Raw genomic sequence first — 23,644 nt, forward strand, 5'->3', positions numbered from 1 at the left:
TATAGACACGCTGCTAGGGGCTTGAAACTATCTATGGCAAGGGCTAATAAAAGAGCTATGGAGGGCTAAAGCGCTCGTTTAGTGATGGCAGAATAAGGTCTATGGGCGTCCGCCTGGGTAATTCGATGGGCTCAGGCGTACCGAGAAAATAGGGCTCCCTCCCCCATACATAGAGATCACCCAGGGTGGCTACGCGTGCTGCCCACTCGCGCAGCTTTAAACGCCACCCCACTGCTACGGTAGGATCATCCGCCACACAGCCAGTGACATCGATACCTAGCGCACGACCAATAAATACCGCGCGGGGAAGATGCCAGCTCTGGGTGATCAGCAGGGCTTTATCCAGCTGAAAAACGTCTCGGGCACGCGCTAGCGTGTCGTAGGTGCTAAAACCAGCAAAATCCATGGTCAGCTGTTCAGACGCGACACCGCGTCGATACAGCTCACGCCACATTGCGCGCGGCTCGTTATACGCCTGGGTACGATTATCCCCAGAGAGCAAAAGATGCTCGACCTGAGCCTGCTCAATTAAAGTAGCAGCGGTTCGCATGCGCGCATGGAAGTGCGGGTTTCTCACCCCACTACGCGTCCAGTGAGACGTACCGAAGACAATCCCCACCTCTGCTGGACGACACTGCTGCGGCTGACGCTCAATGTAAGCGGCGGTCGTCGCGAGCACCCAAAAATTGCCGCCTATAAACAGCAATGTCGCCAGCAGCGACAGTGCTCCTAGCGACATTAATAAATGCTTTAGCCATTTCAACAAAAGGTTATGCATCCAGCTCCCCAGCCGGGGTTAGAACATGCCGAGTTCAAGCTTGGCCTCGTCACTCATCATGTCACGGCTCCAGGGCGGGCTGAAGACTATTTCGGTGTGAACCTTGCTGATCTGCGGCGCACCGAGGATCTTATTGCGCGCATCCGCCGCGATTACATCGCCCATCCCACACCCAGGGGCGGTCAGCGTCATGCGGATAGTTACCATACGCTCACCACTGATAAGGCGCTCGATACGGCAGCCGTAGACAAGCCCTAAGTCAACGATATTGACCGGTATCTCCGGGTCAAAGCAGGTGCGCAGTTGATCCCACACGAACTGCTCAATCTCTTCCTCGGTAGCCGTTTCGGGCAGCGTAGGACGCGGGAGCGACTCAAGCCCCAGGGCATCCAGGTTTTGCCCCTCAATCAAATAGAGGCGCCCCTCAAAACCGACGCTTACCGTACTGCCTTTCGCCTGCATAACGCTAACAACGCTATCTTCAGCCAGTGTTTCCGTACTGCCAAACGGAATGGCAATGGCTTCCACATCACGCTGGAGCGGTAACTGTTGGCCACGTTCGAGGCTGGCAACTTGCTCAAGATCCATAACTGTCCTTAAATGACGATTCCTAAAGAATCGACCTTAACGCACCATACCAATGACACGTTGGAGTGCTTCTACAAAGCGATCCACTTCATCGAGGGTATTATACGCCGCAAATGAAGCACGGCACGTCGCGTCGACCCCAAAATGATGCAACAAGGGCTGTGCGCAATGGTGGCCGGTACGAATAGCGACGCCGAGCTGATCGATCAGCAGGCCGATATCTTGCGAATGCGCCCCTTCCACAATAAAGGAAAGAACGGCCGCTTTATCCGGCGCAGTGCCTAAAATACGTAGACCATCGATTTGACCGACCGCCTGGGTAGCGTGATCGAGCAGTTGGCCTTCCCAGGCGCCGATGGCATCTATGCCAATGCTCTCCATCCACTCAAGCGCTCGCCCCAGGGCAATGACCTCCGCAACAGCGGGCGTGCCCGCTTCAAACTTATGCGGAATAGCGGCAAAAGTGGTACCCGCATCAAAGGAGACCGTGCTGATCATCTCCCCGCCCCCCTGCCAGGGCGGCATCGCTTCAAGCAGCGCCTGCTTGCCGTAGAGCACGCCAACGCCTGTCGGCCCATACACTTTGTGGCCAGAGAAGGCATAGAAGTCAGCATCGATTGCCTGCACATCGACCACTTGGTGAGGTGCTGCCTGAGCACCATCAATCAGAATCAGCGCACCCTGCTGATGGGCAAGGGTTGCCATCTCTTGCACCGGGTTAATGGTTCCCAGGGCATTAGAGACATGGTTCACCGCCACCAGCTTAGTGCGCTCACTCAGCAGCGAGCGATAGGTAGCCATATCCAGCGCGCCGTTGGCCTCAACGGGAATCACCTTAATGGTAAAACCAATCTCGGCGGCCAACAGCTGCCAGGGAACAATATTGGAGTGGTGCTCCAACATCGAAATCAACACCTCATCGCCAGGCGCAAGATTTGCACGCCCCCAGCTATGCACGACCAGATTAATCGCTTCCGTGGTGCCGCGGGTAAAGATGATCTGACGCGCATCTTCCGCATTAAGGAACGCCTTAACCCGGTGGCGCGTGCCTTCAAACGCCGCCGTCGCCTCATCGGCGAGAGTATGCAGCCCGCGGTGAATATTGGCATTATAGCGCGAGTAGTAATCGCTAAACACGTCAATCACCTGCTGAGGCGTTTGGCTAGTGGCCGCATTATCTAAATAGATCAGCGGCTTGCCGTGCACCTCACGGGCCAGCACCGGAAAGTCCTGGCGCAGGCGCATAACATCAAAGGTCGCTTGCGCAGGGCTTGTTTGCACAGTGCCTGTTTGAGAAGGGCTAGACGTTGGCTCAATAACGGAATGTGGCATCAGACGCTCCTGATTGGGTAGTGGCGCTAGTCGTTAAGTGAAACCGCCGCTTCGACAAGCCCGGCAAGGTTGAAGCGCTCTGGCAGCTTACCGGCGACCGCTAACTCAACGCGCTCGGCAATCGCATCCAGGGTGACTTTGTCCAACACCTCGCCAGCGAAAGCGAGCGTTAGCAGACCGCGAGCGGTGGCTTCATCGATACCGCGGGTACGCAGCGCATAAATCGCCTCTTCGTCTAGCTGGCCCGTAGTCGTGCCGTGTGAGCACTTAACGTCATCGGCGTAAATCTCAAGCTCAGGCTTGGCATCAATGTGGGCGCGATCCGATAGCAGTAGGTTTTGATTACTCTGAAAACCTTCGATCTTCTGGCTATCGCGCTTGACATAGACCTTGCCGTTAAACACCCCGTGGGCGCGATCATCCAGAATGCCCTTGTAGTTCTCATTGGAGAACGTCAGCGGCGCATTGTGGTTGACCTTGGTATGGTTGTCGACGTGTTGGCGACCCTGACCAAAGAACAGACCCAGGAAGTTGGTTTCAGCGCCCTGGCCGTTCAAGTCACTAATCAGGTCATTGCGCACCAGCGCGCCGCCCAGGCTCAGGTTGTAGGAGGTATAGCGCGTATCGCGTCCCTGCTCTACGTGAATGCTCGCCACGTGCAAATCACCCAACGGCGCTTCTTGCAGCTTGTAGTGGGCCAGTATCGCGCCCCGGTCTAGCATCAGCTCGCCAACCACGTTGGTGAAGTTCGTCGCTTCGCTTTCGCCTGTGTAGTGCTCGATCAGCGTCGCCTCGCTGCGGCCTCCTGCCTCCACCAGCACCCGCGGGTGACACATCACCGGCAGGCCTGCGCGGGACAGAAACTGCAGCAGAATGGGCTTCTCAACCACTGTTCCCGGTGCAATGCGAACCACTGCCCCCTCTTCCATAAACGCCGTGTTTAGCGCGGCGAAGGGCGAAAAATCGACCCCGGTTAAGCGCCCAAGCGGGCCACCCACGGCTTCGTGGTTCTCGGCGAGCGCCTTGGAAAGCGGTATCACCTGAACGCTTGACGGCAGTGAATCCAAATCAGAGAGCGCCGATGAGAAAACACCATCCACGAAGGTCAGCCGGTAGGCATCAATCGGCAGCGTTAGCGCCGCAGCGGTGGCCGGAGAGAACTCAGCGTTGTCGGCTATTGCAAAGTTGCCCTGGGCAATCGAACGTACGTCGGTGTACTTCCACTCTTCATCGCGACGCGTAGGAAAACCCAGCGCCTCAAAACGTGCAGCACCCGCCTGGCGACGAGCAGCAATCCAGGTCGGTTCCGCTGTGTAGTTCGAGCTGCGCGCCTTCAGCGTGTCTAAAAAGGTTTGCGTATCGCTCATGCCACAGACTCCTCGATACCTTCGTACCCATTGGCTTCCAGCTGTTTGGCCAGCTCGGCATCACCGGTTTTGACAATACGGCCATCGACCAGTACATGAACTTGGTCTGGCACGATGTAATCCAGCAGACGCTGGTAGTGGGTGACCAGTAGAATGGCGCGGTCTTCAGCGCGCAGGCTGTTGACACCATCGGCGACCACTTTCATGGCGTCGATATCCAGGCCGGAATCGATCTCATCGAGCATCGCAAGCTTCGGCTGAAGCACCAGCATTTGCAGGATCTCGTTGCGCTTTTTCTCGCCGCCTGAGAAACCTTCGTTAACGGCGCGCTGTAGGAAGCTAGCGTCCATTTTCATGTAACCAAGCTTCTCTTTCACCAGCTTCATAAACTCCGGCGCTGGCATTTCGCCTTCGCCGCGGGCTACGCGCTGGGCATTAAGCGCAGACTTCAGCAGGTAAATGTTTTTAACCCCAGGAATCTCGACCGGGTACTGGAAACCCAACAGCAAGCCAGCCTGGGCGCGCTCTTCAATTTCCATTTCGAGCACGTCTTTGCCTTCAAAGGTAATCGTGCCCTGGGTAACTTCGTAGCCATCTTTACCGGCAATCACCGCGGATAGCGTCGATTTACCCGCGCCGTTCGGCCCCATAATGGCGTGCACTTCACCCGCCTTGATGGTCAGGGTCAAGCCTTTGAGGATTTCATTACCTTCGACGGAGACGTGTAAATCATTCACTTGCAACATATTGATTACCTTCTGATTCTGGCGAGTCGCCACGGCGACACTAATATAATTAATTGGAATAAATGGGCAGCGGTTAGCCGACCGCGCCTTCCAGGGTCACATTGAGCAGCGCTTCCGCTTCGACGGCGAACTCCATGGGCAACTCTTGGAAGACATCCTTACAGAAGCCGTTAACAATCATGCTGACCGCATCCTCTTCAGAGATACCGCGGCTCTGGCAGTAGAACAGCTGGTCTTCACCGATTTTCGAGGTGGTCGCTTCGTGCTCAATGGTCGCCGTGCTATTGCCAATTTCCTGATAAGGGAAAGTATGCGCACCGCACTTATCACCTATCAACAGCGAGTCACACTGGGTGAAGTTACGCGCCCCTTTGGCCCGCGGGCCAATTTTCACCAGGCCGCGATAGGATTGGTCACTCCTGCCCGCTGAGATACCTTTGGCGACGATATACGAACGCGTGCCTTCGCCAATATGAATCATCTTGGTGCCGGTATCGGCCTGCTGGCGACCATTGGTAACGGCGACGGAGTAGAACTCGCCGATACTGTCTTTGCCGCGCAGTACGCAGGAGGGGTACTTCCAGGTAATAGCCGAGCCGGTTTCTACCTGCGTCCAGCTAATCCGTGAACGGTCACCACGGCAATCGCCGCGCTTGGTGACGAAGTTATAGATACCGCCTACGCCATTTTCATCACCGGGGTACCAGTTCTGCACGGTGGAGTATTTGATATAGGCGTCGTCCAGAGCGACAAGCTCGACCACCGCGGCGTGAAGCTGGTTCTCATCGCGCATTGGAGCCGTACAGCCTTCCAGGTAAGAGACCTGGGCACGGCTTTCGCAAATAATCAGCGTGCGCTCAAACTGGCCAGTGTTGGCCGCGTTAATGCGGAAGTACGTAGACAGCTCCATCGGGCAAGTCACGCCTTCTGGCACAAACACAAAGGAGCCATCGGTAAACACCGCTGAGTTCAGCGCCGCAAAGTAGTTGTCCGCCACGGGAACCACGGTGCCCAAATACTGCTTGATCAGCTCTGGGTAGTCACGGATAGCTTCAGAGATAGAGCAGAAAATAACCCCTGCTTCGCCAAGCTGCTTTTTGAAGGTGGTGGCGACCGAAACGGAGTCAAACACCGCATCGACGGCAACACCTGCCAGCGCGGCGCGTTCGTGCAACGGAATACCCAGTTTCTCATAGGTTTCCAGCAGTTTGGGATCCACTTCATCCAGGCTTTGCGGGCGGTCTTCCGGGCGTTTCGGCGCACTGAAATAGGAGATCGATTGGTAATCAATCGGCGGATAGTCTAGATGCGCCCAGGAAGGGGCTTCCATCTTCAGCCACTGGCGGTAGGCATCCAGACGCCACTCCAGCATCCACTCCGGCTCGCCCTTCTTTTTGGAGATAAAGGCGATGGTGTTTTCATCCAGGCCAGGTGGCAGGGTGTCGCTCTCAATATCGGTTACAAAGCCATCTTTGTATTCGCGACGAACCAACTGTTCCATTTCTTCGCTTGCCATGGTGATACCCTCCGGGCAGTTGGGTGGCGAGGTCATCGCCTTTAATAATAAATTAGGCCTGCTGTACTCGCGCCGCCGTTAGGCCGACGCCGCCGACAGGCTGATCGTTTGAATAGGCAGTTGTACTGGCAGCTTAATCGGCGCTGTATCAGCCAGATGCGCCAGGGTCACGCTCTCTAGCAGAGTACGCATGGCCAAGGAGACCCGCTGCCAGTTGTCTGCCACACCGCAGGTAGCCACAAGCTCACAATCGCCTTCTGCTTGGCTGCACTCGGTCATGGCGACGGGGCCTTCAATCGCCGCAATAATATCGGCGGCAGTAATCTGCGATGCGGGCCGGGCCAGGCGGTAACCGCCTTGGGCGCCACGCTGAGAAACCAGCAGCCCTGCCCGCACTAGCATTTTGAGCGTTTTACTCACCGTCGGATGGGGCAACTGCACGGCCTCTGCTAACTCTGCCGCTGCATGCGACGCCTGGGAATGGCGGGCAATTTGCGCCATGACCACCGCGGCATAGTCTGTCAGCCGAGAAAGCTTAAGCATGTCGACTCCCTTTATGTCATCAGTACGCAGCAAATCAAATGGTCGCCACGTCAATTGAGTACCATTTTAGTCCTGTATAAATTTGATGTGAAGCCCCTGAGCAAAATGGATAGCAATTTACGCAAAATATCGGCACGTTCGGCGCTGATAGCATCAAAAACAACAATCATTATCATTTAGAAAAGCTATTACTTCTGTATCTGCTGCTTTGCATTGAGTAGCCGATTCTGATAGCGTCAGAACGTATTAGATGCCCCTACTGTATGAGGCATCCCAATATTTGTAGGAGGCAGACTATGGATGTAGCAGTTAATAACATGGTAAATGCAACGCTGGATATGAGGCAGGCGCAAGCGATCCAACAGGCTCAGTTCGGTGTTTTTAGAGAGGCATTAGACGGCCAGGCAGCGCAAATCACCGCCCTGATGGATAGCGTTGCTTTAGATCCACAGCTGGCTACCAGCGGCAGCGTAGGTACGCAGATTAATACGACTGCGTAATAAACGTTAGGCTAGATAAATCAATAGCCCCCTGGCCAACGCCAGGGGGCTATTTTTTTAACGATCGGTTTTAACGCTAGGCTTTCTTAACAAATTCGGATTTAAGCTTCATCGGGCCGATACCGTCAATTTTACAGTCGATATCGTGGTCGCCTTCAACTAAGCGAATGCTTTTCACTTTAGTGCCCACTTTAACCACCAGTGAACTGCCCTTAACCTTCAAGTCCTTGATCACCGTTACGCTATCACCGTCGGCGAGCATATTGCCGTTGGCATCGCGCACGCCTGAAGCGTCATCAGCGCCCTCTTCTTCTGCCACTTTTGACCACTCATGGCCGCACTCTGGGCAGACATATTGAAGACCATCATCGTAGCTAAACTCAGAGGCACAGGCAGGACAGTTAGGCAGGTCACTCATCAGACGGCTCCATCACCACAGTTAGAAAGCGATGGAGCCTACACGGGTTACGCAAAATGTCCAGCCAAAGGCTAGATCAATCGCGCTGGTAAGTACCCACCAAACGGTTCATCCCCAGCAGGTGAGGCTCTACTTCTTTGAGCAGTTCAGCCAGCGTGAGCCCTTCAGGGAGCGAGGTTTGATGATCCAGCGCCAGCACCCAGAAATAATAAAGATGCTTGCCGTGCCCTTCTGGCGGCATCGGGCCACAATAGCCAGTACCACCTTTATCATTTGCACCGACGGTGCCTGCCGCCGTCTTTTCAGTTAATTCCTGAATATCGCCGGATAGGTTATAGAGCACCCAGTGGACAAAGCCATAGCTACCGTCTTTGACCAACGGCGCGTCCGGGTCGTGACAGATCACCGCAAACCCTTGGGTTCCCTCGGGAGCGTATTGCCAAGCAAGTGCTGGCGAAACATCCTCACCTTCCCCGGTGTGCTTGGCAGGGATCGCCTGATGGTCAGCAAATGCCAAGCTGGTAACCTGCATTGATGAAAGTGCAAATGTCATGTTTTATCTCCTTGGTTTATCTAATGTGCCTTTCGCTCCTAGTCTCACAACTCCACCGGCCTTGTTTCTTCAGGCGGCGCTTAACCCAGGCATCGTAAAGCGCCCGCAAGCCCAATTTAATGCCCGGTAGACCAATGATCCAGGCAGCCGGCGCCAACAAGGGAATACGCTTCATTAATAAACGGTAAGCATCGATCCCCTCCAGCAATTGCCCAGATGCTGTTTCGATATGCAGAGAACGCAGTGCCATGTCGGGATCGACGCCCTTTTGCTGTAGCGCCTGGTGATGTTCACTCACATCAAGCCAAGCGATATCAGCGGCATGCCGCCCCGACCAGCGCTCATAGCGGCGGCGCTCTTTACGGCACAGCGGGCACTTCGCATCGTAAAAGACATTGATAGAAGTCTTATTGGGCATATAGCCTCTCTAGTTAACGACACTAAAGCAGTGTGGCATTTTCAGTACTAGTCGCAAACCTTTACATATTCACTGCTTATTTAGGCTACGGCTATGACATCTGAGTTCAAAAAACAGCTATTAATTGTTGCCCATGCCCCTTCGGCGAATACCCGCTTATTGCGTGATGCGGCTTTCCAGGGCGCGAGTCATCCCGACCTTGAGCAGGTGCACTGTGTGGTGAAAGCGCCCTTGGAAGCTGGACCAGACGACGTGCTTGCTTGCGATGCGATTCTGCTCGGCACCACAGAAAACCTGGGTTATATGAGCGGCGCCCTCAAGGATTTTTTTGATCGCAGCTACTATTCTGTCATTGAAAAGAAACAGGGATTACCCTGCGCGCTCTATATTCGCGCGGGGCACGATGGCACGGGCACCCAACGCGCAGTAGAAAGCATCGTCACTGGCTTACGCTGGCGATGGGTACAGCCACCGCTCATTTTGTGCGGCGAGTGGCAGCCCTCATTTGCAGATCAGGTAGAAGAGCTCAGCATGACCCTAGCGTTTAGTGTTGAGAGTGGCATTGTTTGAAAGTGACATGGTTTGAGAGTGATATTGTATAACCTCGCCTAGCCTGCCTTACTGTAGATAAGCATTTCGTGCCCATTGTGCGATTAAAGGGCGGCAGTACTTGCTTGAATTTACTGCTGTTACTTAACGCACGTACATTAGGTAGCCATTATGCATAAAGTCATTGCTTTCTATGATGATCGGGTGCTCGCTCACGAGCCCAATATTGACGCCGACTTTCTACCCCAACGGATCGATAAGCGCATTCGACATCTGCTTGCAGGGCTCCCTGTGCCATGGAAATACCCCGAGCACCCCGGCCGTTTGAAAGCCATTCAGCACCTGCTTGAGAAAGCGCCCATTGCGGGCCTGCACATTGAAGGTGGCAAAGTAGCCACCCATGAACAACTCGCCAGGGTGCATACCACGTCCTATCTAAGCGATATTTTTAGCCTACGCGGGAAAAATGCCTGGTTGGATGTGGATACCACAGCGGTCTCACCGGGTAGCGTCGATGCCGCCGAAGTCGCCGCGGGAACGGCCATTGCCGCAGTAGAAGCGGTCATGGAGAAGCGCGCTAAAAGTGCCTTTGCACTTGTGCGCCCGCCAGGGCACCACGCAGAGCCCGTTCGCGCCCGTGGCTTTTGTCTATTCAACAATGTAGCGGTCGCCGCAGCCCATGCGCGCAGCGCGCTGGGTTGCGAAAGAGTGCTGATTGTTGATTGGGACGCCCATCACGGCAACGGCACCCAGGATATTTTTTGGGCAGAGCCGGATGTGATGTTTTTCGATATTCACCGCGCGGCGCCCTTCTATCCCGGCTCAGGCCACCTGGAAGAGGTGGGCGCCGGTTTAGCTGAAGGCACCACGATCAATGTTCCGTTACCGGCTGGCGCTGGCGACGAAGCGTATCTCAAGGCATTCCGTGACATTCTTGCCCCGGCCGCAGCGTGGTTTAAGCCCGACATCATTTTAGTCTCGGCAGGATTTGACCCCCATTGGCACGATTTAGCCTTAAACGTTTCCTATGAAGGTTTTGGCGCACTGACCGGTTTCTTGCAACAACTGGCCGAACAACACTGCGATGGCCGCTTGGTGTTCGTATTAGAGGGCGGCTACAACCTGGAGTCACTGGCGAACGGCACCCGAGCGGTGCTAGCAGTACTGGCTGGAAATGCCGTACCTGAACCCGATACCTGCGGCGTTGCGGAAGTCCAAGCCGCGGCGGATTTCCACCGCACGGCTTTTCAATCCGAATAATTTCGCTGCTCATAAAAACGGCACCTCGTGAACTGCACCCCAAAAGTTGGACGCTCATCCAACGATTGGGGTGTTTTTCATGACGAAACATAATGAAGCGTTCAAGTTACTAGTAGTGCAACGCTACGCAGAAGGACAGCAGGGTTACAAGAGTCTGGCCAGACAGTACGGTCTTGGCCCTACAACCGTCAGGCGTTGGGTTAAACACTTTGAACAGCATGGTCTAAGTGGCTTGCAGAAAAAGTTCACCCACTANCACTATATCCATTACTACAATCACGAGCGGATTAAGACCAAATTAAAAGGCCTGAGTCCGGTGCAGTACCGAAATCAGGCCTTGGCTGCTTAGTTTTTCACTGTCCAAGTTTATGGGGTCAGTTCATCGCGGTGCCGTTTTGCAATGCCGATTGCCGATTTAAAGCAATAAAAAGCTAGGTGATTATTTCAAGCGTTCAAACACCGTCGCTACACCTTGCCCCATACCAATACACATGGTGGCTAAACCCAGGGTGGTATCGCGCTGCTGCATAACGTTCAACAGCGTTGTGCAGATACGTGAACCCGAGCAGCCTAGCGGGTGCCCCAGAGCGATTGCACCGCCATTGAGGTTAACCTTGTCGTCCATCGCATCCAGGAAACCGAGATCTTTCAGCACCGGAATACCCTGCGCCGCGAAGGCTTCGTTGAGTTCAACGGTTTGGATATCCGCCGCGGAAAGACCGGCGATTTTCAGCGCTTTCTTAGACGCGGGAACCGGGCCATAGCCCATGATCGACGCATCACAACCCGCGACGCCTGTAGAGAGCACCTTCGCAATAGGCTCTAAGCCAAGCGCTTGAGCACGCTCGTAGCTCATCACTGCCATTGCCGAGGCACCCACGGAAAGCGCCGAGGAGGTACCCGCCGTGACCGTACCGTTGCGCGGGTCAAACACCGGCTTCAGATTCGCCATAGACTCCAGGCTAGCGTCACCGCGAATCACTTCATCACGCTGAACCATGACTCTAAAGCCGCGTTGATCGTGGCCTTCGACGCCGATAATTTCGTTATCGAAGTAGCCCTTCTCCATGGCCGCCTGGGCGCGCTGGTGAGAGCGTACGCCGAATTTATCCTGATCTTCCCGAGAAACGCCGTGCATTTTACCCAGCAGCTCCGCGGTTAGGCCCATCATCATTGCTGCTTTAGCAGCGTATTTGCTGGCCGCCGGGTTAACGTCAACGCCGTGAGCCATGGGTACGTGCTCCATGTGCTCAACGCCGCCGATGATAAAGAAGTCGCCCATACCCGCTTTGATATTGGCGGCGGCGATATGCAGCGCCGTCATTGAAGAGCCACACAAACGGTTAACGGTTTGCGCGGGCACCGAGCGCGGAATACCGGTCATAATCGCCGCATTACGAGCAATGTTCATCGACTGCTCGAGTGTCTGGTTCACACAGCCCCAGATCACATCATCCACTTCAGAAGGATCTAGATTAGGATTGCGGGTAAACAGCGCCTGCATAGCCGCAGCAGAGAGATTCTCTGCGCGAACATTACGAAAAGCACCATTTTTGGCTTTCGCCATGGCGGTACGAACACCGTCTACCACCACAATGTCTCTCGGATTCAAACTCATCTTATATCTCCTGTGCGTGGTGGTTAGGCCTGGGTGGCAGAGTTGTCACTGGAATAGAATTGCTCATTGTTCTGAGCCATCTGACGCAGCTTGTCGGTGGGCGCGTATAGCGGGCCCAACTCCTCAGCTAGCCCTTCCGCCAGCTTGACAAACTCTGCAACGCCCATGGCGTCGATGTAGCGCAGCGCACCACCACGGAAAGGCGGGAAGCCGATGCCATAGATCAACGCCATATCGGCTTCGGCTGGCGTGGCCACAATGCCATCTTCTAGGCAGCGCACGGTTTCCAAGCAGAGTGGTACCATCATGCGAGCGATAATATCCTCGTCGGAAAACTCTTTATGCTCTTTCACCACCTCTTTAACTAAAGCGTAAGCCGCTTCGTCGGTGACTTTCTTCGGCTTACCCTTCTTGTCCTCTTCGTAGGCGTAAAAACCCTTGTCGTTCTTCTGGCCTAAACGGTCGTTGTCGTACATGACCTGAATGGCGGTTTTACCGTCGCGAGCCATACGATCAGGGAAGCCTTCCGCCATTACTTCATTGGCGTGAACGGCGGTATCCAGGCCGACCACGTCCAGCAGGTAGGCCGGACCCATGGGCCAGCCGAACCTCTCCATCACCTTATCAACGTGCTGGAAGTCAGCACCCTGCTCAACCAGGAAGCTAAAGCCGCCAAAGTAGGGGAAAAGCACCCGGTTGACCAAGAAGCCTGGGCAGTCGTTAACCACAATCGGCGTTTTACCCATTGCCCGGGCGTAGGCCACGGTGGCAGCAACGGCGGCATCCGAGGTCTTCTCACCACGGATGACTTCTACCAGCGGCATGCGGTGCACGGGGTTGAAGAAGTGCATGCCGCAGAAGTTTTCAGGCCGCTTTAGGTTTTGCGCCAAGCGGTTGATGGAAATCGTCGATGTGTTCGAGGTGAGAATGGTATTTTCGCTCACCATACCTTCCACTTCGGTAAGCACGGCGTCTTTGACTTTGGGGTTTTCAACCACCGCTTCGACGACGAGATCGACGTTGCCAAAATCTCCGTAGGAGAGCGTCGGGCGAATATTAGTCAGCTTCTCCGCCATCTGCTCGGTGGTCAGCTTTTTGCGCTCCACCTGTTTGGCAAATAGCTTACGGGCTTCTTTCAGGCCCAGTTCAATGGCGTCATCCTTGATATCTTTCATCAGAATCGGCGTGCCTTTAGAGGCACTCTGATAAGCGATACCACCACCCATGATACCCGCACCCAGCACGGCCGTTTGCTTCACCGGCTGCGCCTGCTTCTCATACTTGCTGGCTTTTTTCTTGACCACTTGGTCGTTTAAGAACAGACCCACCAAGTTGAACGCCACGCTGCTGAGTGCCAGCTTGGCGAAGGCTTTGGCTTCAATCGCCTGGGCACGGCCACGCTCTTCGCCAGCGCCTTTCTGAATCACTTTGATCGCTTCTACCGGCGCCGGATAATGAGGCCCCGCTTTACCGGCGACATAGCCTTTCGCCGTTTCAAACGCCATCATCTGCTCAATCGGGTTGAGCTTCAGCGGGCTGGTCTTTTCAGCACGACGGGCCTGGTAATCCAGCTCACCGGCATTGGCACGATCAAGAATATCCAGCGCGGCTTCTTCCAACTGTTCTGCCGCCACCACCGCGTCGACGGCGCCCACTTTTAGCGCGGCATCGGCACGGTTTTCGGTGCCACCGGCAATCCACTCGATGGCGTTATCGGCGCCAATAATGCGCGGCAAGCGTACGCAGCCGCCCCAACCGGGCAGAATGCCGAGCTTGGTTTCTGGCAGGCCGATCTTGGCTTTCTCGCCCATCACACGAAAATCGGTGGTCAGCAATACTTCGCAGCCGCCACCCAGCGCCAGACCATTGATCGCTGTTACGGTAGGGAACGGCAGATCTTCAATAGCGTTAAAAATATCGTGAACCTTGAGATTCATCTCCTCAAGGTAGGCTTCGCCTTTATCAAATAGACTGTGAAACTCGGTGATATCGGCGCCCACGATAAACACATCTTTCCCGCTCGCAATAAGTAAACCTTTTAAGCTATTTTCAGCTTGAATGGCTTTTACTGCTTCGCTCAGCTCTGCGACCACCGCGCTGGAAAGCTTGTTGACGGACTCATCTTTCAGATCGAAAGTGAGCATTGCGATATCATTGCCACTCGGGGTGTCACGACGTGTCACCGTGATGGCGTTGCCTTGATAGATCATCCGCGCTCTCTCCACATTTTCGGGCTGGCTCTGAAAAGAGAACCCGCCACATTTCTCATACGGCTTCCACACGACTTTCATACGGTCGTTTGATTGCCTTAGCTTGGTTGAGTTGCCTGATAACGTCAAGCCCAGACTTTTGGCTAATTTACTCATTTAGTGAGACCAGCGCTCTCCGGCATCCGTTCATAGAGCGCCGTCTGAGTGAATGTAACCGATCCCGCCAGAAGCATGGATTTGCAGTAGATCAGCGTTAAGCCTGACAGCCTGTTAGAATCGCGCTTCCTTTTACTTTGCAGGTTATCTTGTTATGAGCGCACTGCTCACGCCTTCACGTATTGAAGCCATTCAGCAGCGAATTGAACGCATTGTCGAACGCCTCAAGCCCTGGAGCTGGCTTTGGCCACCAATGGCCTTTGCTGCCGGGCTAAGCAGCTTCTTTTTAGTTGATCGCCAGCAGTGGTTAGGCGCAGCGCTGGCGCTGGGATTACTGTTTGCCTGGACGCTACTGCTTTCGGAAGGCTTGATCAGCCGCTGGTTGTCGCGCCGGGGTCACCCCACGCCCCCCCGGGGCGTAACCACTTTTATTGCCCAGATGATTCACCAGGAGACACTTTTCTTCACCCTGCCGTTTATCTTAGTCACCACGGTGTGGAATAGCGGGCAAACGCTGTTTGCGCTGCTGGTGGGCGGCATGGCAATACTGTCGATTATCGATCCGCTCTACTTCAAAGTCGCGGAGCGCTGGCGCAGTCTCTATTTCGTCTTTCATGCCCAGTGCGTCTTCCTGGTATTGCTGGTCACGCTACCTATCATGGTGCACCTCACCACCGGCCAGAGCCTGCTACTGGCCCTGGCGATCACCATTCTGGTGGCTTTGCCGAGTTTTTGGCACTTGCTTAAGCAGCGCTCGCTCAAACGCTGGTGCGCTTTTTTTGTGTTGACGCTGCTACTCGCCTATGGAGCTTGGCTGGGACGTATATGGGTACCGCCTGCCAGTCTCTGGATGACCAGTAGCGCGCTCTCTCCTGGTTTTAATGTTGAGCAGCGCCTGCCTCAAGGCTCGATGGCGTTAACGCCACAAGCCATCAGCGAAAATGGCCTTTATGTTTACACCGCTATTCGGGCACCGCGGGGATTAAGTGAAACTATTACCCATGCCTGGCATCACAATGGTGTGCCAATGGATGTTGTGGAGCTTAATATCGATGGTGGACGCGAGCAGGGTTACCGCGCATGGAGCCACAAGCAAAACTTTCCCGAAGACCCTACTGGCGATTGGCGCATTGATATCATGACAGGTACGGGCCAGCGCTTGGGATTAATACGTTTTGAGGTCTCAGACGATGCTCAGCAAGCCACGCTGGCAGATGGAGAGATACGCGCCAGTGGTCTAAGTGGATTAAACTTACGGCGGTTTGTGCCGGGTAGCCCTAACGATGAAGAGGCGCGACCGGAAGATTGAAGGGTTAAGCGCCTTGCATTCAGCGGCGTAGCTTATGACAATTCGACTACTCACATTTATTGGCAGCTAGTTACCTATGGCTTCAACGATTGGATTTCGCATCGCACGCTTGCCCCACTTATGGCGCTCCATCTTGGATCGCCGCTTGGCGCCGCTGGGATTAACCCAAACACGCTGGGTGACGCTATATCACCTGTGGCGTCTTGGCGAAGGCCATCCGCAGTGCGATCTCGCCCGTGTGATTGGTGTTGAGGCGCCCTCTCTTGTGCGCACCCTGGGCCAGCTCGAAGAACAAGGCCTAGTTGAACGCCGAGCCTGCGACAACGACCGTCGCAGCAAGCGGATTTATCTTACCCCTGCCGCTATGCCGCTGCTGGAGCAGATCGACAGCGTTGCGCAACAAGCGCGCAAAGAGATGTTCGCTGGCTTAAGCGAGGAGAACCTCGAACAACTCAACGAATGGTTGGCAGTGATCGAGGCAAACGGCTTGGCGATACAAGCACGGGATCAGGATAATCCGGCATCTTGATCGCTGACTGTGGATGACGCCTGCTCAGTGCCCTTTAACGGCTGGCTGAAAGGCTGGTCGGCACGGCCACGCAACGCCTCCTGCAGTTGCTGAAATTCGGGTAGATAGGTCGCGAATCGCTCCGCGGTTTGCGACTCCCACCACCAAAGCGTCAATGCATAGGGCGTTGACTGCACCACCAAGGCGTCTTGCGGCAAGCGTTCAAGTAGTGTTTTTAACGCTGCTGTAGCGGAATCGGGTAAAGGCCGCAAGGGGGCAATCCGCCAGCGCCAGCCAGCATGAAATGGCGTTAAGGCTTCACTGGCATTGCTGTCTCTTACCAATAGAAAATCAGGGCCCGGTCCTTCCTGGGGATAGTGCCAGCGATAAGCCGGCATGGTACCTCTAAAATGGTGTAGTGGCGGCTTTTCCAGCTTGATACTGACGCCCTGTTTGGCGATTTGAGTGCGCAGCGCCTGCTGGCGTTTTTGACGCGGGCTAGGCTTTAGCCACATCACCGGCGCAATTACAAACAGCATAATAAACACGATAATCAACCATTCCATCTCTACATTTCCTCCCACATAAGCCACACTGTATAAACTAATCTAAAAACCATGACTCAGGTCGCTGTTTTGACCCAAGTCATTGTTAAAACGCTTGCTATTGTTAAAACAGGACACGCCATCTAAAGTAACGGTTATTGAACAAAGAGCCTCTTTGTTACCTACTGCCAAGGAGATACGCCATGAGCTATCACCACATTTTAGTTGCCGTTGACTTAACCAAAGACTCCCACAAGATTCTGGAACGTGCCGTTGCGATCGCAGAACGCAACGACCAAGCCAAAATCTCCATTATGCATACCCTGGAACCGCTTGGGTTTGCCTACGGTGGCGATATCCCCATGGACTTGACCAGCATCCAGGATCAATTGGATGAACACGCCAAAAAACGCTTAGCCGAAATCGCCGCCCCGCATATTGCCGAGGCTGACCAACACGTTGTGGTGGGTATGCCCGACACCGAAATTCACCGTTTTGCTGAAGAGCACGATGTAGATCTAATCGTAGTGGGCTCCCATGGCCGCCACGGTTTTGCTCTACTGCTCGGCTCAACCTCTACCGGCGTATTGCACGGTGCCCAATGCGATGTGCTAGCCGTTCGCGTCGGTAAAAAAGGCGAAGAAAGCGACGAGTAACCTAAGGCACGATAACGTTTATAAAAAAGGCGCCCATACGGCGCCTTTTAACGTTTTCAAGCTACTCACCGGCAGCCATCGCTTCCAGTTCCATCCAGCGCTCCATGGCAACTTCTAACGCTTTCTGCACTTTTTCAAGCGTTTGCAGCTTAGCCGTAACGGCGTCGGCATCCTGCTGATAAAACGCTGGGTCACCGATTTCACTCTCCAGCGTCTCTACTTGCCCCTCAAGACGTTCGATTTCGGCGGGCAGTGCATCTAACTCGCGTTGCAAATTATACGAGAGTTTGACGCTTTTCTTGACCGTTGCGGCAGGTGCTTCAGCCACTTTCTTGGGCGCTTCTGAGGTGGGTTCGGTACGCTGACGCGCCGCCCCTTCCCAAGGTGCTGGCGGCAGCTTGCCCCCCTGGCGAATCCAGTCGGTATAGCCCCCCACGTATTCACGTACAACGCCATCGCCCTCAAAGGCGAGCATGCTGGTCACCACGTTGTCCATAAAGGTTCGGTCGTGGGAGACCAGTAGCAGCGTGCCATCGAAATCGAGCAGCAGCTCTTCGAGCAGCTCCAGGGTTTCCATGTCGAGGTCGTTGGTCGGCTCATCGAGCACTAACACGTTAGCTGGCTGAGTGAACAACTTGGCCAGCAGCAGGCGGTTGGACTCGCCACCGGAGAGCGCTTTCACCGGCTGGCGCACCCGCTCGGGGGTGAAAAGAAAGTCCTGTAGATAGCTCATCACATGGCGATCTTTACCGCCCACACTGACACGATCACTGCCTTGGGCAACGTTGTCGTAAACGGTTTTTTCCAGTTCAAGCCCGGCGCGCAGTTGGTCGAAATAAGCCACTTTCAGATTGGTGCCCATCTGCACCTTGCCTTCAGTGGGTTCCAACTCGCCCAGCAGGATTTTCAGCAGGGTTGTCTTGCCCGCACCGTTGCGCCCCAGGAAGCCAATACGGTCACCGCGCAGTACCTCAAGATTGATATCGCGCAGTACCACCTCATCGCCAAACCGTTGGGTGACACCTTGCAGCTCCACAACGCGCTTGCCGGTACGCTCACCGCGATCCACCGTCAGGTTGGCATTGCCTTGACGCTCGCGGCGCTGGCTACGCTCGTTACGCATTGCCTCGAGCGCTCGAACCCGGCCTTCGTTGCGGGTACGCCGTGCTTTAACGCCCTGACGAATCCAGGCTTCTTCCTGGGCAAGTTTTTTATCAAATTCGGCGTTCTCCCGCGCCTCTACTTCAAGCTCGTGCTGCTTACGAGCCTGATACTCTTCGTACTTGCCGGGGTAGCGCCCTAGCTGGCCACGGTCTAGCTCCAGAATATTGGTGGCCAGCTTGGAAAGAAACGCCCTATCGTGAGTAATCAGCAGTACCGCGCCGTTAAACGCCAGCAGTTGCTCTTCCAACCAGGCAATGGTGTCTAAGTCCAAGTGGTTGGTAGGCTCATCAAGCAACAGTAGATCAGGCTCGGCGACCAAGGCACGCGCCAGCGCCACCCGGCGGCGCCAGCCACCGGAGAGCGAGCTCATCTCAGCCGCGGGGGGCAGGCCTAAGCGGGTCAGCACGGTGTCGATACGCTGGTGGAACGACCAGCCATCAATGGCTTCCAGGCGCGTTTGCAGGGTCGCCATGCGATCCATATCGGGGTCGGGATCATTGATCAGATGATCGTACTCGGAGAGTAGCTCCCCGGCTTCCGGCAGCCCTTGGGCGACCATGTCAAAAATGGTCAGGCCGGATGACTCGGGTAACTCCTGAGCCAGCACACCGATCTTGAGGCCAGGTGCCCGCCAAATTGAGCCATCATCGGGCAGGATATCCCCCGCTACCAGCTTCAGCAGAGTGGATTTGCCGGTGCCGTTGCGCCCGACCAGCGCCAGCCGCTCGCCTTTTTCAACCGTCAGGTCGGCGCGATTGAGTAGTACATGGGTGCCGTAGGCGAGTTGCAGCTGTTCGAGTCGTAACAGGGTCACGCGGTGTCCTCCTAAATCGTGAGGCGCACAGTGTAACGCATGAGCGGCCCAGGAGGGGGAACCATATAGAGGGGAATCGTAGAGCGGAAACCACCAGCGTGATACCGTTTTGCTAGCAACTACAATATCTCAACCAAAAAACGACTTTTAAAGGCGGGCTGACAGTGACGGTGACCGTCTCGATGCATTTTGTAAATGAGCTGTTTAAAGGCTTACCCAACAGCTCAACATCGCCCACACGCTACCTGGAACGGGCGGGCATTTCGCCCTTTTTACTTTCGGCCCCCCATGGCCGCGTCACGGTTGAGCAGTTTGCCGAACTGTATCGTGGGTTGGTGAACGAACTGGACGACGAAACGCCCGGCTTTTTTTCCCGCCCGCTGCGGGGTGGCACCCTGAAGCTGCTGTGTTTAAGCATGCTGGATGCGCCCAATTTGCAGGTAGCACTGCACCGCTATACGCAGTTTTTCCGTATTCTTCTCGACGACTTTGGCTATGCATTTACGCTCGAAGGGGATCTTGCCCGTATGGCCCTGGTGGAACATGCCCCCTTGACGGGCAGCCGCACTCTGATTCATGAGCTGATGCTCAAGCTGTTTCACGGCATCGCGTCGTGGATGATAGCGCGTAAAATACCACCCATTTTAATGGAGTGCGCTTACCCCCAGCCGCCGCACAGCGCTGATTATCTCTACTTTTATCCTGGTACAGTACGCTTTGGGCAGCCGCAAACCGCGATCTATATAGATCGCGGTTTTCTTGATCATCCTATCCGCCAGACCAAGAGACACCTGGGCGCTTTTTTAAAGCGCGCCCCCGCAGACTGGTTCTATGTGTCGTTTGCAGATCGCCTGCTCACCCACCGGGTGCGCGAACACCTCTCACGTCATCTGACTACGTCTGGCACCGTGCATAGCGTAGCCGATGCGCTGCATATGTCTGCTCGCACGCTGGCGCGGCATCTCAAAAGGGAGGGCACCCACTTTCAAGCGGTCAAGGATGAGTACCGCCGCGATGTCGCTATTCAGGCACTCACCTGTAGTGAGAAGCCCCTGGTTAGCATCGCGGAGGCGTTGAGCTTTGAGGATCTTGCCTGCTTTAGTCGTGCCTTTAAAACCTGGACAGGCAATTCGCCCGCCGCGTATCGCAAAGCGCGCACGGCGGGCAACGTTCGCTAGCCAGCCCGATAGGCTATATTTCGGTGCGGATACGTTTCTTATCCAGCTTGCCCACGCTGGTTTTGGGTATCTCATCGACGAAACGAATCATGCTGGGAATCCCCCAGCGATTGAGTTTTCCCTGAGCGACAAACTGCTCTAAAAACGCCTGCACGGCTTCAGTGGTGGGCGGGTTGTTCAGATCGGCGGGGACAGCTAACGCCGCTGGCCGCTCTCCCCATTTATCGTCCGTCACCCCGATCACCGCCACTTCGGCAATGCCTGGACACTGGCTGATATAGCTCTCCAGTTCTAACGACGAGAGCCACTCGCCGCCGGTTTTAATCACGTCTTTTATGCGGTCGCTAATGGTCAGAAAGCCCCGCTCATCAAGCGAGCCCACATCCCCGGTATGCAGCCAGCCGTTGCGCCATAGCTCCTCACTGCGTTTCTCCTCTTTATAGTAGGCCTGGGTCAGCCAGGGTGCTTGAACGCGCACTTCACCAACGCTTTTACCATCATTGGGTAGCGGCTCGCCGTCCGCATCGACCACTTGAAGTTTAACCAATGGTATCGGCAGGCCCGCTTTACAGCGCCAGGGTAGCTGGGTCTCAAAATCAGCGTCGCCGATATCCTGCGGCAGAATATCGGCGGTGAGTAGCGGACAGGTTTCCGACATGCCATAAGCACTACGGGTATCAATCCCCAACGCCCATGCTTTGCTTGCTAGCGACTCGGTTAACGCACTGCCGCCGACCAATACTTTCCAACCGGCGAGGTCGACCTGTTTTGAGGTAATCGCCTCGGCGCTGACCACCATGTTGAGCAGGGTGGGGACGCAGTGGGAGAAGTCGACCTTCTCGCTGACCAGCAGCTTGACCAGCATTTCCGGCTCGTAGCGGCCAGGGTAGACCTGGGTAGCCCCCATCAGCGTGGCAGTATATGGCACACCCCAGGCGTGAACGTGAAACATGGGGGTAATCGGCATGTAGACCTTGTCGCGGTTGAGCAGCTCAAAACCGGGCGCCTGGAAAGCGCTAGACTCGTTCAAGGTATGCAGCACCAACTGGCGGTGGGTAAAGAAAACCCCTTTGGGATTACCCGTGGTACCGGTGGTGTAGAACAGTGTGGCGACGGCGTTTTCATCAAAGGTGGGAAAATCGTAGTGAGTAGGCTGTTGGCTTAATAACGATTCAAACTCGCCCACCAGCGGCAGAGTGGTATCGACTGTTTGCGGGGTCTCCTGACACAGCAGGTAGCCACGTACTTGGGGTAGCTTATCGGCCAGCGGCTCAAGCAGTGGCACAAACTCTTCGTGCACGATGACGAAAACGTCTTCGGCGTGATCCATGGTATAGAGGATTTGCTCCGGAGCCAGGCGCACATTCACCGTGTGGAGTACCGCGCCGATCATCGGAATGGCGAAGAAGCACTCCAGGTAGCGATGGCTATCCCAATCCAGCACCGCCACAACATCACCGGCTTGCACGCCCTGTGATGTCAGCGTATGGGCCAGTTGATGCACCCGCTCACGAAAACGCTCGTAGCTATGGCGGCTCTGATCCCGGTAGACAATCTGATTGTCGCCCGCCATTCGCACGCCTGCCTCCAGCAGGTCGCCAATCATCAAGGCAGGATTTGTCGCAGAGGCCGCGGCGGGTAAAATTTTCGGGGTAACTGAAGGCATAAACACTCCTATAAGCTTGTTCTTGTGGCAATCAAGTCGGATCAGCCGCGCTCGATAAGCAGGGCGATGCCCTGCCCTCCACCAATACACAGCGTTATCAAGCCGTAGCGACCGTTAATACGTTCCAATTCGTGTAGCGCTTTGAGAATCAGAACAGCTCCTGTGGCCCCCACCGGATGCCCCAAGGCAACCGCGCCGCCGTTAGGGTTTAGTTTCTCTAACGGAAAACCTAGCGTGTCGGCCACCGCCATGGCTTGGGCAGCAAAGGCTTCATTGGACTCAATCACATCAATATCATTAATGCTTAGCCCTGCCTGCTGCAGGCAGCGTTTCACAGCAGGAATCGGGCCAAGGCCCATCAGCGTTGGCTCAACGCCTGCTGTTGTGGCAACACGAAGATGCGCCCTGGGCGCTAAGCCCCGCTGTGAGGCTTCATCGGCATGGGCCAGCACCAACGTGGCGGCGCCATCGTTGATACCCGAGGCATTGCCTGCGGTCACCATGCCGTCTTTTTGGAAGGCAGGCTTGAGCCGCGCCAAATCGCTAAGTTGGACACCATCGCGCACGTGTTCATCGCGGGAAAAATGAACCGTTTGCTTACCACGACTGACTTCCACCGCTACGATTTGCTCGTCAAAGCGGCCTTCCGCGATGGCACGCGCCGCTTTTTGATGGCTCTCAAGGGCAAACTGATCCAACTGCTCACGGCTTAGGCCATACTGTTTAGCGATGTTCTCGGCAGTGCAGCCCATATGGCCGCTGCCAAAGGGGTCGCTCAAAATGCCTAGGGTTAAATCCTCAACGTTCACATCCCCCATACGCACGCCGTTGCGCGCTTGAGGAGGCAGCAGATAAGCCCCGCGCGACATCGACTCAGCGCCACCTGCCAGCGCTAAGCGGCTGTCGCCCATAGCAATCTGCTGGGCGGCTGAGACCACCGCCTGTACACCTGAACCACACAGCCGATTGACGTTGAAGGCGCTCGCTTCTTTCGGCACGCCTGCTTCCAGTGCAATATGACGCGCCAGATAGGCATCCTGGGGGCCGGTGGTAATAATGTGGCCGTATACCGAGTGATCGATATCTCCGCCCTCAACGCCAGCACGGCGCAACGCCTCTTTGGCGGTTATCGCCCCCAACTCAAACGGCGCCTTGGTTGAGAGCGACCCGCCAAAACTCCCGATCGCGGTTCGTGCACCGCCTAAAATCACTACATCATCCAACCGCATGGCTCTCTCCTGTGTTCAAACGC

At 55.3% G+C, this 23,644-nt stretch carries 23 protein-coding genes and 2 pseudogenes; 9 read left to right on the forward strand and 16 right to left on the reverse strand.

Annotated features, from left to right (window positions below):
• Nucleotides 1-55: 55 nt before the first annotated feature.
• The 7 genes from YERSI8AC_RS14520 to YERSI8AC_RS14550 form a co-directional block, all read right to left on the reverse strand.
• Nucleotides 56-778: a SanA/YdcF family protein gene (locus YERSI8AC_RS14520; protein WP_022522979.1), complete on the reverse strand. Its 723-nt coding sequence runs from the start codon at nt 776-778 to the stop codon at nt 56-58.
• An 18-nt stretch (nt 779-796) separates the two neighbouring features.
• Nucleotides 797-1,366 (reverse strand): putative Fe-S cluster assembly protein SufT, encoded by a 570-nt coding sequence (sufT, locus tag YERSI8AC_RS14525; RefSeq protein WP_009287114.1) that lies wholly within the window; start codon nt 1,364-1,366, stop codon nt 797-799.
• Nucleotides 1,367-1,402: 36 nt separating this feature from the next.
• On the reverse strand, nt 1,403-2,698 hold the full coding sequence (locus YERSI8AC_RS14530; RefSeq protein ID WP_022522978.1) for a cysteine desulfurase: 1,296 nt from the start codon (nt 2,696-2,698) through the stop codon (nt 1,403-1,405).
• Nucleotides 2,699-2,724: 26 nt separating this feature from the next.
• Nucleotides 2,725-4,065 (reverse strand): Fe-S cluster assembly protein SufD, encoded by a 1,341-nt coding sequence (gene sufD, locus YERSI8AC_RS14535; RefSeq protein ID WP_159176977.1) that lies wholly within the window; start codon nt 4,063-4,065, stop codon nt 2,725-2,727.
• Complete coding sequence (gene sufC / locus YERSI8AC_RS14540; protein WP_022522976.1) at nt 4,062-4,811, reverse strand: Fe-S cluster assembly ATPase SufC; 750 nt, start codon at nt 4,809-4,811, stop codon at nt 4,062-4,064. The genes sufD and sufC overlap by 4 nt, the downstream gene beginning before the upstream one ends.
• 73 nt (nt 4,812-4,884) lie before the next feature.
• Nucleotides 4,885-6,327: a Fe-S cluster assembly protein SufB gene (sufB, locus tag YERSI8AC_RS14545; protein ID WP_022522975.1), complete on the reverse strand. Its 1,443-nt coding sequence runs from the start codon at nt 6,325-6,327 to the stop codon at nt 4,885-4,887.
• 78 nt (nt 6,328-6,405) lie between these two features.
• On the reverse strand, nt 6,406-6,870 hold the full coding sequence (locus YERSI8AC_RS14550; RefSeq protein ID WP_022522974.1) for an SUF system Fe-S cluster assembly regulator: 465 nt from the start codon (nt 6,868-6,870) through the stop codon (nt 6,406-6,408).
• A gap of 296 nt (nt 6,871-7,166) precedes the next feature.
• On the opposite strand from YERSI8AC_RS14550, the gene YERSI8AC_RS14555 reads away from it, so the two are divergent.
• Nucleotides 7,167-7,370: a putative motility protein gene (locus YERSI8AC_RS14555; RefSeq protein ID WP_159176978.1), complete on the forward strand. Its 204-nt coding sequence runs from the start codon at nt 7,167-7,169 to the stop codon at nt 7,368-7,370.
• Nucleotides 7,371-7,446: 76 nt separating this feature from the next.
• Here the strand turns inward: YERSI8AC_RS14555 and YERSI8AC_RS14560 are convergent, their stop codons facing one another.
• The 3 genes from YERSI8AC_RS14560 to YERSI8AC_RS14570 all read right to left on the reverse strand — a co-directional run bounded on the left by YERSI8AC_RS14560 (nt 7,447) and on the right by YERSI8AC_RS14570 (nt 8,759).
• Nucleotides 7,447-7,788, reverse strand: coding sequence for a zinc ribbon domain-containing protein YjdM (locus YERSI8AC_RS14560; RefSeq protein ID WP_022522972.1), 342 nt, complete (start codon nt 7,786-7,788; stop codon nt 7,447-7,449).
• Nucleotides 7,789-7,864: 76 nt separating this feature from the next.
• Nucleotides 7,865-8,341 (reverse strand): YbhB/YbcL family Raf kinase inhibitor-like protein, encoded by a 477-nt coding sequence (locus YERSI8AC_RS14565; protein ID WP_022522971.1) that lies wholly within the window; start codon nt 8,339-8,341, stop codon nt 7,865-7,867.
• Nucleotides 8,342-8,357: 16 nt separating this feature from the next.
• Nucleotides 8,358-8,759 carry a thiol-disulfide oxidoreductase DCC family protein gene (locus tag YERSI8AC_RS14570; RefSeq protein WP_022522970.1) on the reverse strand — a complete coding sequence of 134 codons (402 nt, stop codon included), beginning with the start codon at nt 8,757-8,759 and terminating at the stop codon, nt 8,358-8,360.
• A gap of 93 nt (nt 8,760-8,852) precedes the next feature.
• On the opposite strand from YERSI8AC_RS14570, the gene YERSI8AC_RS14575 reads away from it, so the two are divergent.
• The 4 genes and pseudogenes from YERSI8AC_RS14575 to YERSI8AC_RS14590 all read left to right on the forward strand — a co-directional run.
• Nucleotides 8,853-9,329, forward strand: coding sequence for a flavodoxin family protein (locus tag YERSI8AC_RS14575; RefSeq protein ID WP_041158651.1), 477 nt, complete (start codon nt 8,853-8,855; stop codon nt 9,327-9,329).
• Nucleotides 9,330-9,479: 150 nt separating this feature from the next.
• Nucleotides 9,480-10,568: a histone deacetylase family protein gene (locus YERSI8AC_RS14580; protein ID WP_159176979.1), complete on the forward strand. Its 1,089-nt coding sequence runs from the start codon at nt 9,480-9,482 to the stop codon at nt 10,566-10,568.
• Between the two features lie 79 nt (nt 10,569-10,647).
• Nucleotides 10,648-10,800, forward strand: a pseudogene (locus tag YERSI8AC_RS14585) (transposase); the annotation flags it as partial.
• Between the two features lie 24 nt (nt 10,801-10,824).
• Nucleotides 10,825-10,917, forward strand: a pseudogene (locus YERSI8AC_RS14590) (IS3 family transposase); the annotation flags it as partial.
• Between the two features lie 90 nt (nt 10,918-11,007).
• Here YERSI8AC_RS14590 and fadA read toward each other — a convergent pair.
• Both fadA and fadB read right to left on the reverse strand, forming a co-directional pair.
• Nucleotides 11,008-12,186 (reverse strand): acetyl-CoA C-acyltransferase FadA, encoded by a 1,179-nt coding sequence (gene fadA / locus YERSI8AC_RS14595; RefSeq protein ID WP_009288645.1) that lies wholly within the window; start codon nt 12,184-12,186, stop codon nt 11,008-11,010.
• A 23-nt stretch (nt 12,187-12,209) separates the two neighbouring features.
• A complete protein-coding gene (fadB, locus tag YERSI8AC_RS14600) occupies nt 12,210-14,396 on the reverse strand; it encodes a fatty acid oxidation complex subunit alpha FadB (protein ID WP_138801667.1) in 2,187 nt (728 codons plus the stop codon).
• Nucleotides 14,397-14,706: 310 nt separating this feature from the next.
• Here fadB and YERSI8AC_RS14605 point away from each other — a divergent pair, with 310 nt between their 5' ends.
• Nucleotides 14,707-15,861 carry a DUF5924 family protein gene (locus YERSI8AC_RS14605; RefSeq protein ID WP_159176980.1) on the forward strand — a complete coding sequence of 385 codons (1,155 nt, stop codon included), beginning with the start codon at nt 14,707-14,709 and terminating at the stop codon, nt 15,859-15,861.
• Nucleotides 15,862-15,937: 76 nt separating this feature from the next.
• Nucleotides 15,938-16,390, forward strand: coding sequence for a transcriptional regulator SlyA (slyA, locus tag YERSI8AC_RS14610; protein WP_027958888.1), 453 nt, complete (start codon nt 15,938-15,940; stop codon nt 16,388-16,390).
• On the opposite strand, the gene YERSI8AC_RS14615 is transcribed toward slyA, so the two are convergent.
• Nucleotides 16,369-16,935 (reverse strand): preprotein translocase subunit YajC, encoded by a 567-nt coding sequence (locus tag YERSI8AC_RS14615; RefSeq protein ID WP_138801665.1) that lies wholly within the window; start codon nt 16,933-16,935, stop codon nt 16,369-16,371. The two genes, slyA and YERSI8AC_RS14615, sit on opposite strands and share 22 nt — an antisense overlap.
• A gap of 182 nt (nt 16,936-17,117) precedes the next feature.
• Here YERSI8AC_RS14615 and YERSI8AC_RS14620 point away from each other — a divergent pair, with 182 nt between their 5' ends.
• Nucleotides 17,118-17,570: a universal stress protein gene (locus YERSI8AC_RS14620; protein ID WP_022522962.1), complete on the forward strand. Its 453-nt coding sequence runs from the start codon at nt 17,118-17,120 to the stop codon at nt 17,568-17,570.
• 61 nt (nt 17,571-17,631) lie between these two features.
• Here YERSI8AC_RS14620 and YERSI8AC_RS14625 read toward each other — a convergent pair whose 3' ends face one another.
• Nucleotides 17,632-19,548: an ATP-binding cassette domain-containing protein gene (locus YERSI8AC_RS14625; RefSeq protein WP_159176981.1), complete on the reverse strand. Its 1,917-nt coding sequence runs from the start codon at nt 19,546-19,548 to the stop codon at nt 17,632-17,634.
• Nucleotides 19,549-19,730: 182 nt separating this feature from the next.
• Between YERSI8AC_RS14625 and YERSI8AC_RS14630 the strand changes: the two genes are divergently transcribed.
• Entirely contained in the window at nt 19,731-20,726 is a 996-nt protein-coding gene (locus YERSI8AC_RS14630; protein ID WP_217920687.1) for an AraC family transcriptional regulator, read from the forward strand.
• A gap of 13 nt (nt 20,727-20,739) precedes the next feature.
• On the opposite strand, the gene YERSI8AC_RS14635 is transcribed toward YERSI8AC_RS14630, so the two are convergent.
• Both YERSI8AC_RS14635 and bktB read right to left on the reverse strand, forming a co-directional pair.
• On the reverse strand, nt 20,740-22,392 hold the full coding sequence (locus YERSI8AC_RS14635; protein WP_022522959.1) for a fatty acid--CoA ligase: 1,653 nt from the start codon (nt 22,390-22,392) through the stop codon (nt 20,740-20,742).
• Nucleotides 22,393-22,433: 41 nt separating this feature from the next.
• Nucleotides 22,434-23,621 carry a beta-ketothiolase BktB gene (gene bktB, locus YERSI8AC_RS14640; protein ID WP_159176982.1) on the reverse strand — a complete coding sequence of 396 codons (1,188 nt, stop codon included), beginning with the start codon at nt 23,619-23,621 and terminating at the stop codon, nt 22,434-22,436.
• Nucleotides 23,622-23,644: the final 23 nt, after the last annotated feature.

The organism is Halomonas sp. 113 (assembly GCF_904067645.1).
In the GTDB taxonomy this organism is placed as follows: Bacteria; Pseudomonadota; Gammaproteobacteria; order Pseudomonadales; family Halomonadaceae; genus Vreelandella; species Vreelandella titanicae.

Coding starts and splice junctions, on each gene's coding strand:
- bktB (WP_159176982.1), bottom strand. CDS start 23,621: ATGCGGTTGGATGATGTAGTGATTTTAGGCGGTGCACGAACCGCGATC.
- YERSI8AC_RS14560 (WP_022522972.1), bottom strand. CDS start 7,788: ATGAGTGACCTGCCTAACTGTCCTGCCTGTGCCTCTGAGTTTAGCTAC.
- sufT (WP_009287114.1), bottom strand. CDS start 1,366: ATGGATCTTGAGCAAGTTGCCAGCCTCGAACGTGGCCAACAGTTACCG.
- YERSI8AC_RS14555 (WP_159176978.1), top strand. CDS start 7,167: ATGGATGTAGCAGTTAATAACATGGTAAATGCAACGCTGGATATGAGG.
- YERSI8AC_RS14580 (WP_159176979.1), top strand. CDS start 9,480: ATGCATAAAGTCATTGCTTTCTATGATGATCGGGTGCTCGCTCACGAG.
- YERSI8AC_RS14570 (WP_022522970.1), bottom strand. CDS start 8,759: ATGCCCAATAAGACTTCTATCAATGTCTTTTACGATGCGAAGTGCCCG.
- YERSI8AC_RS14605 (WP_159176980.1), top strand. CDS start 14,707: ATGAGCGCACTGCTCACGCCTTCACGTATTGAAGCCATTCAGCAGCGA.
- YERSI8AC_RS14565 (WP_022522971.1), bottom strand. CDS start 8,341: ATGACATTTGCACTTTCATCAATGCAGGTTACCAGCTTGGCATTTGCT.
- YERSI8AC_RS14620 (WP_022522962.1), top strand. CDS start 17,118: ATGAGCTATCACCACATTTTAGTTGCCGTTGACTTAACCAAAGACTCC.
- sufC (WP_022522976.1), bottom strand. CDS start 4,811: ATGTTGCAAGTGAATGATTTACACGTCTCCGTCGAAGGTAATGAAATC.
- YERSI8AC_RS14530 (WP_022522978.1), bottom strand. CDS start 2,698: ATGCCACATTCCGTTATTGAGCCAACGTCTAGCCCTTCTCAAACAGGC.
- fadA (WP_009288645.1), bottom strand. CDS start 12,186: ATGAGTTTGAATCCGAGAGACATTGTGGTGGTAGACGGTGTTCGTACC.
- YERSI8AC_RS14520 (WP_022522979.1), bottom strand. CDS start 778: ATGCATAACCTTTTGTTGAAATGGCTAAAGCATTTATTAATGTCGCTA.
- YERSI8AC_RS14630 (WP_217920687.1), top strand. CDS start 19,731: ATGCATTTTGTAAATGAGCTGTTTAAAGGCTTACCCAACAGCTCAACA.
- fadB (WP_138801667.1), bottom strand. CDS start 14,396: ATGATCTATCAAGGCAACGCCATCACGGTGACACGTCGTGACACCCCG.
- YERSI8AC_RS14575 (WP_041158651.1), top strand. CDS start 8,853: ATGACATCTGAGTTCAAAAAACAGCTATTAATTGTTGCCCATGCCCCT.
- YERSI8AC_RS14615 (WP_138801665.1), bottom strand. CDS start 16,935: ATGGAATGGTTGATTATCGTGTTTATTATGCTGTTTGTAATTGCGCCG.
- slyA (WP_027958888.1), top strand. CDS start 15,938: ATGGCTTCAACGATTGGATTTCGCATCGCACGCTTGCCCCACTTATGG.
- YERSI8AC_RS14635 (WP_022522959.1), bottom strand. CDS start 22,392: ATGCCTTCAGTTACCCCGAAAATTTTACCCGCCGCGGCCTCTGCGACA.
- sufD (WP_159176977.1), bottom strand. CDS start 4,065: ATGAGCGATACGCAAACCTTTTTAGACACGCTGAAGGCGCGCAGCTCG.
- sufB (WP_022522975.1), bottom strand. CDS start 6,327: ATGGCAAGCGAAGAAATGGAACAGTTGGTTCGTCGCGAATACAAAGAT.
- YERSI8AC_RS14550 (WP_022522974.1), bottom strand. CDS start 6,870: ATGCTTAAGCTTTCTCGGCTGACAGACTATGCCGCGGTGGTCATGGCG.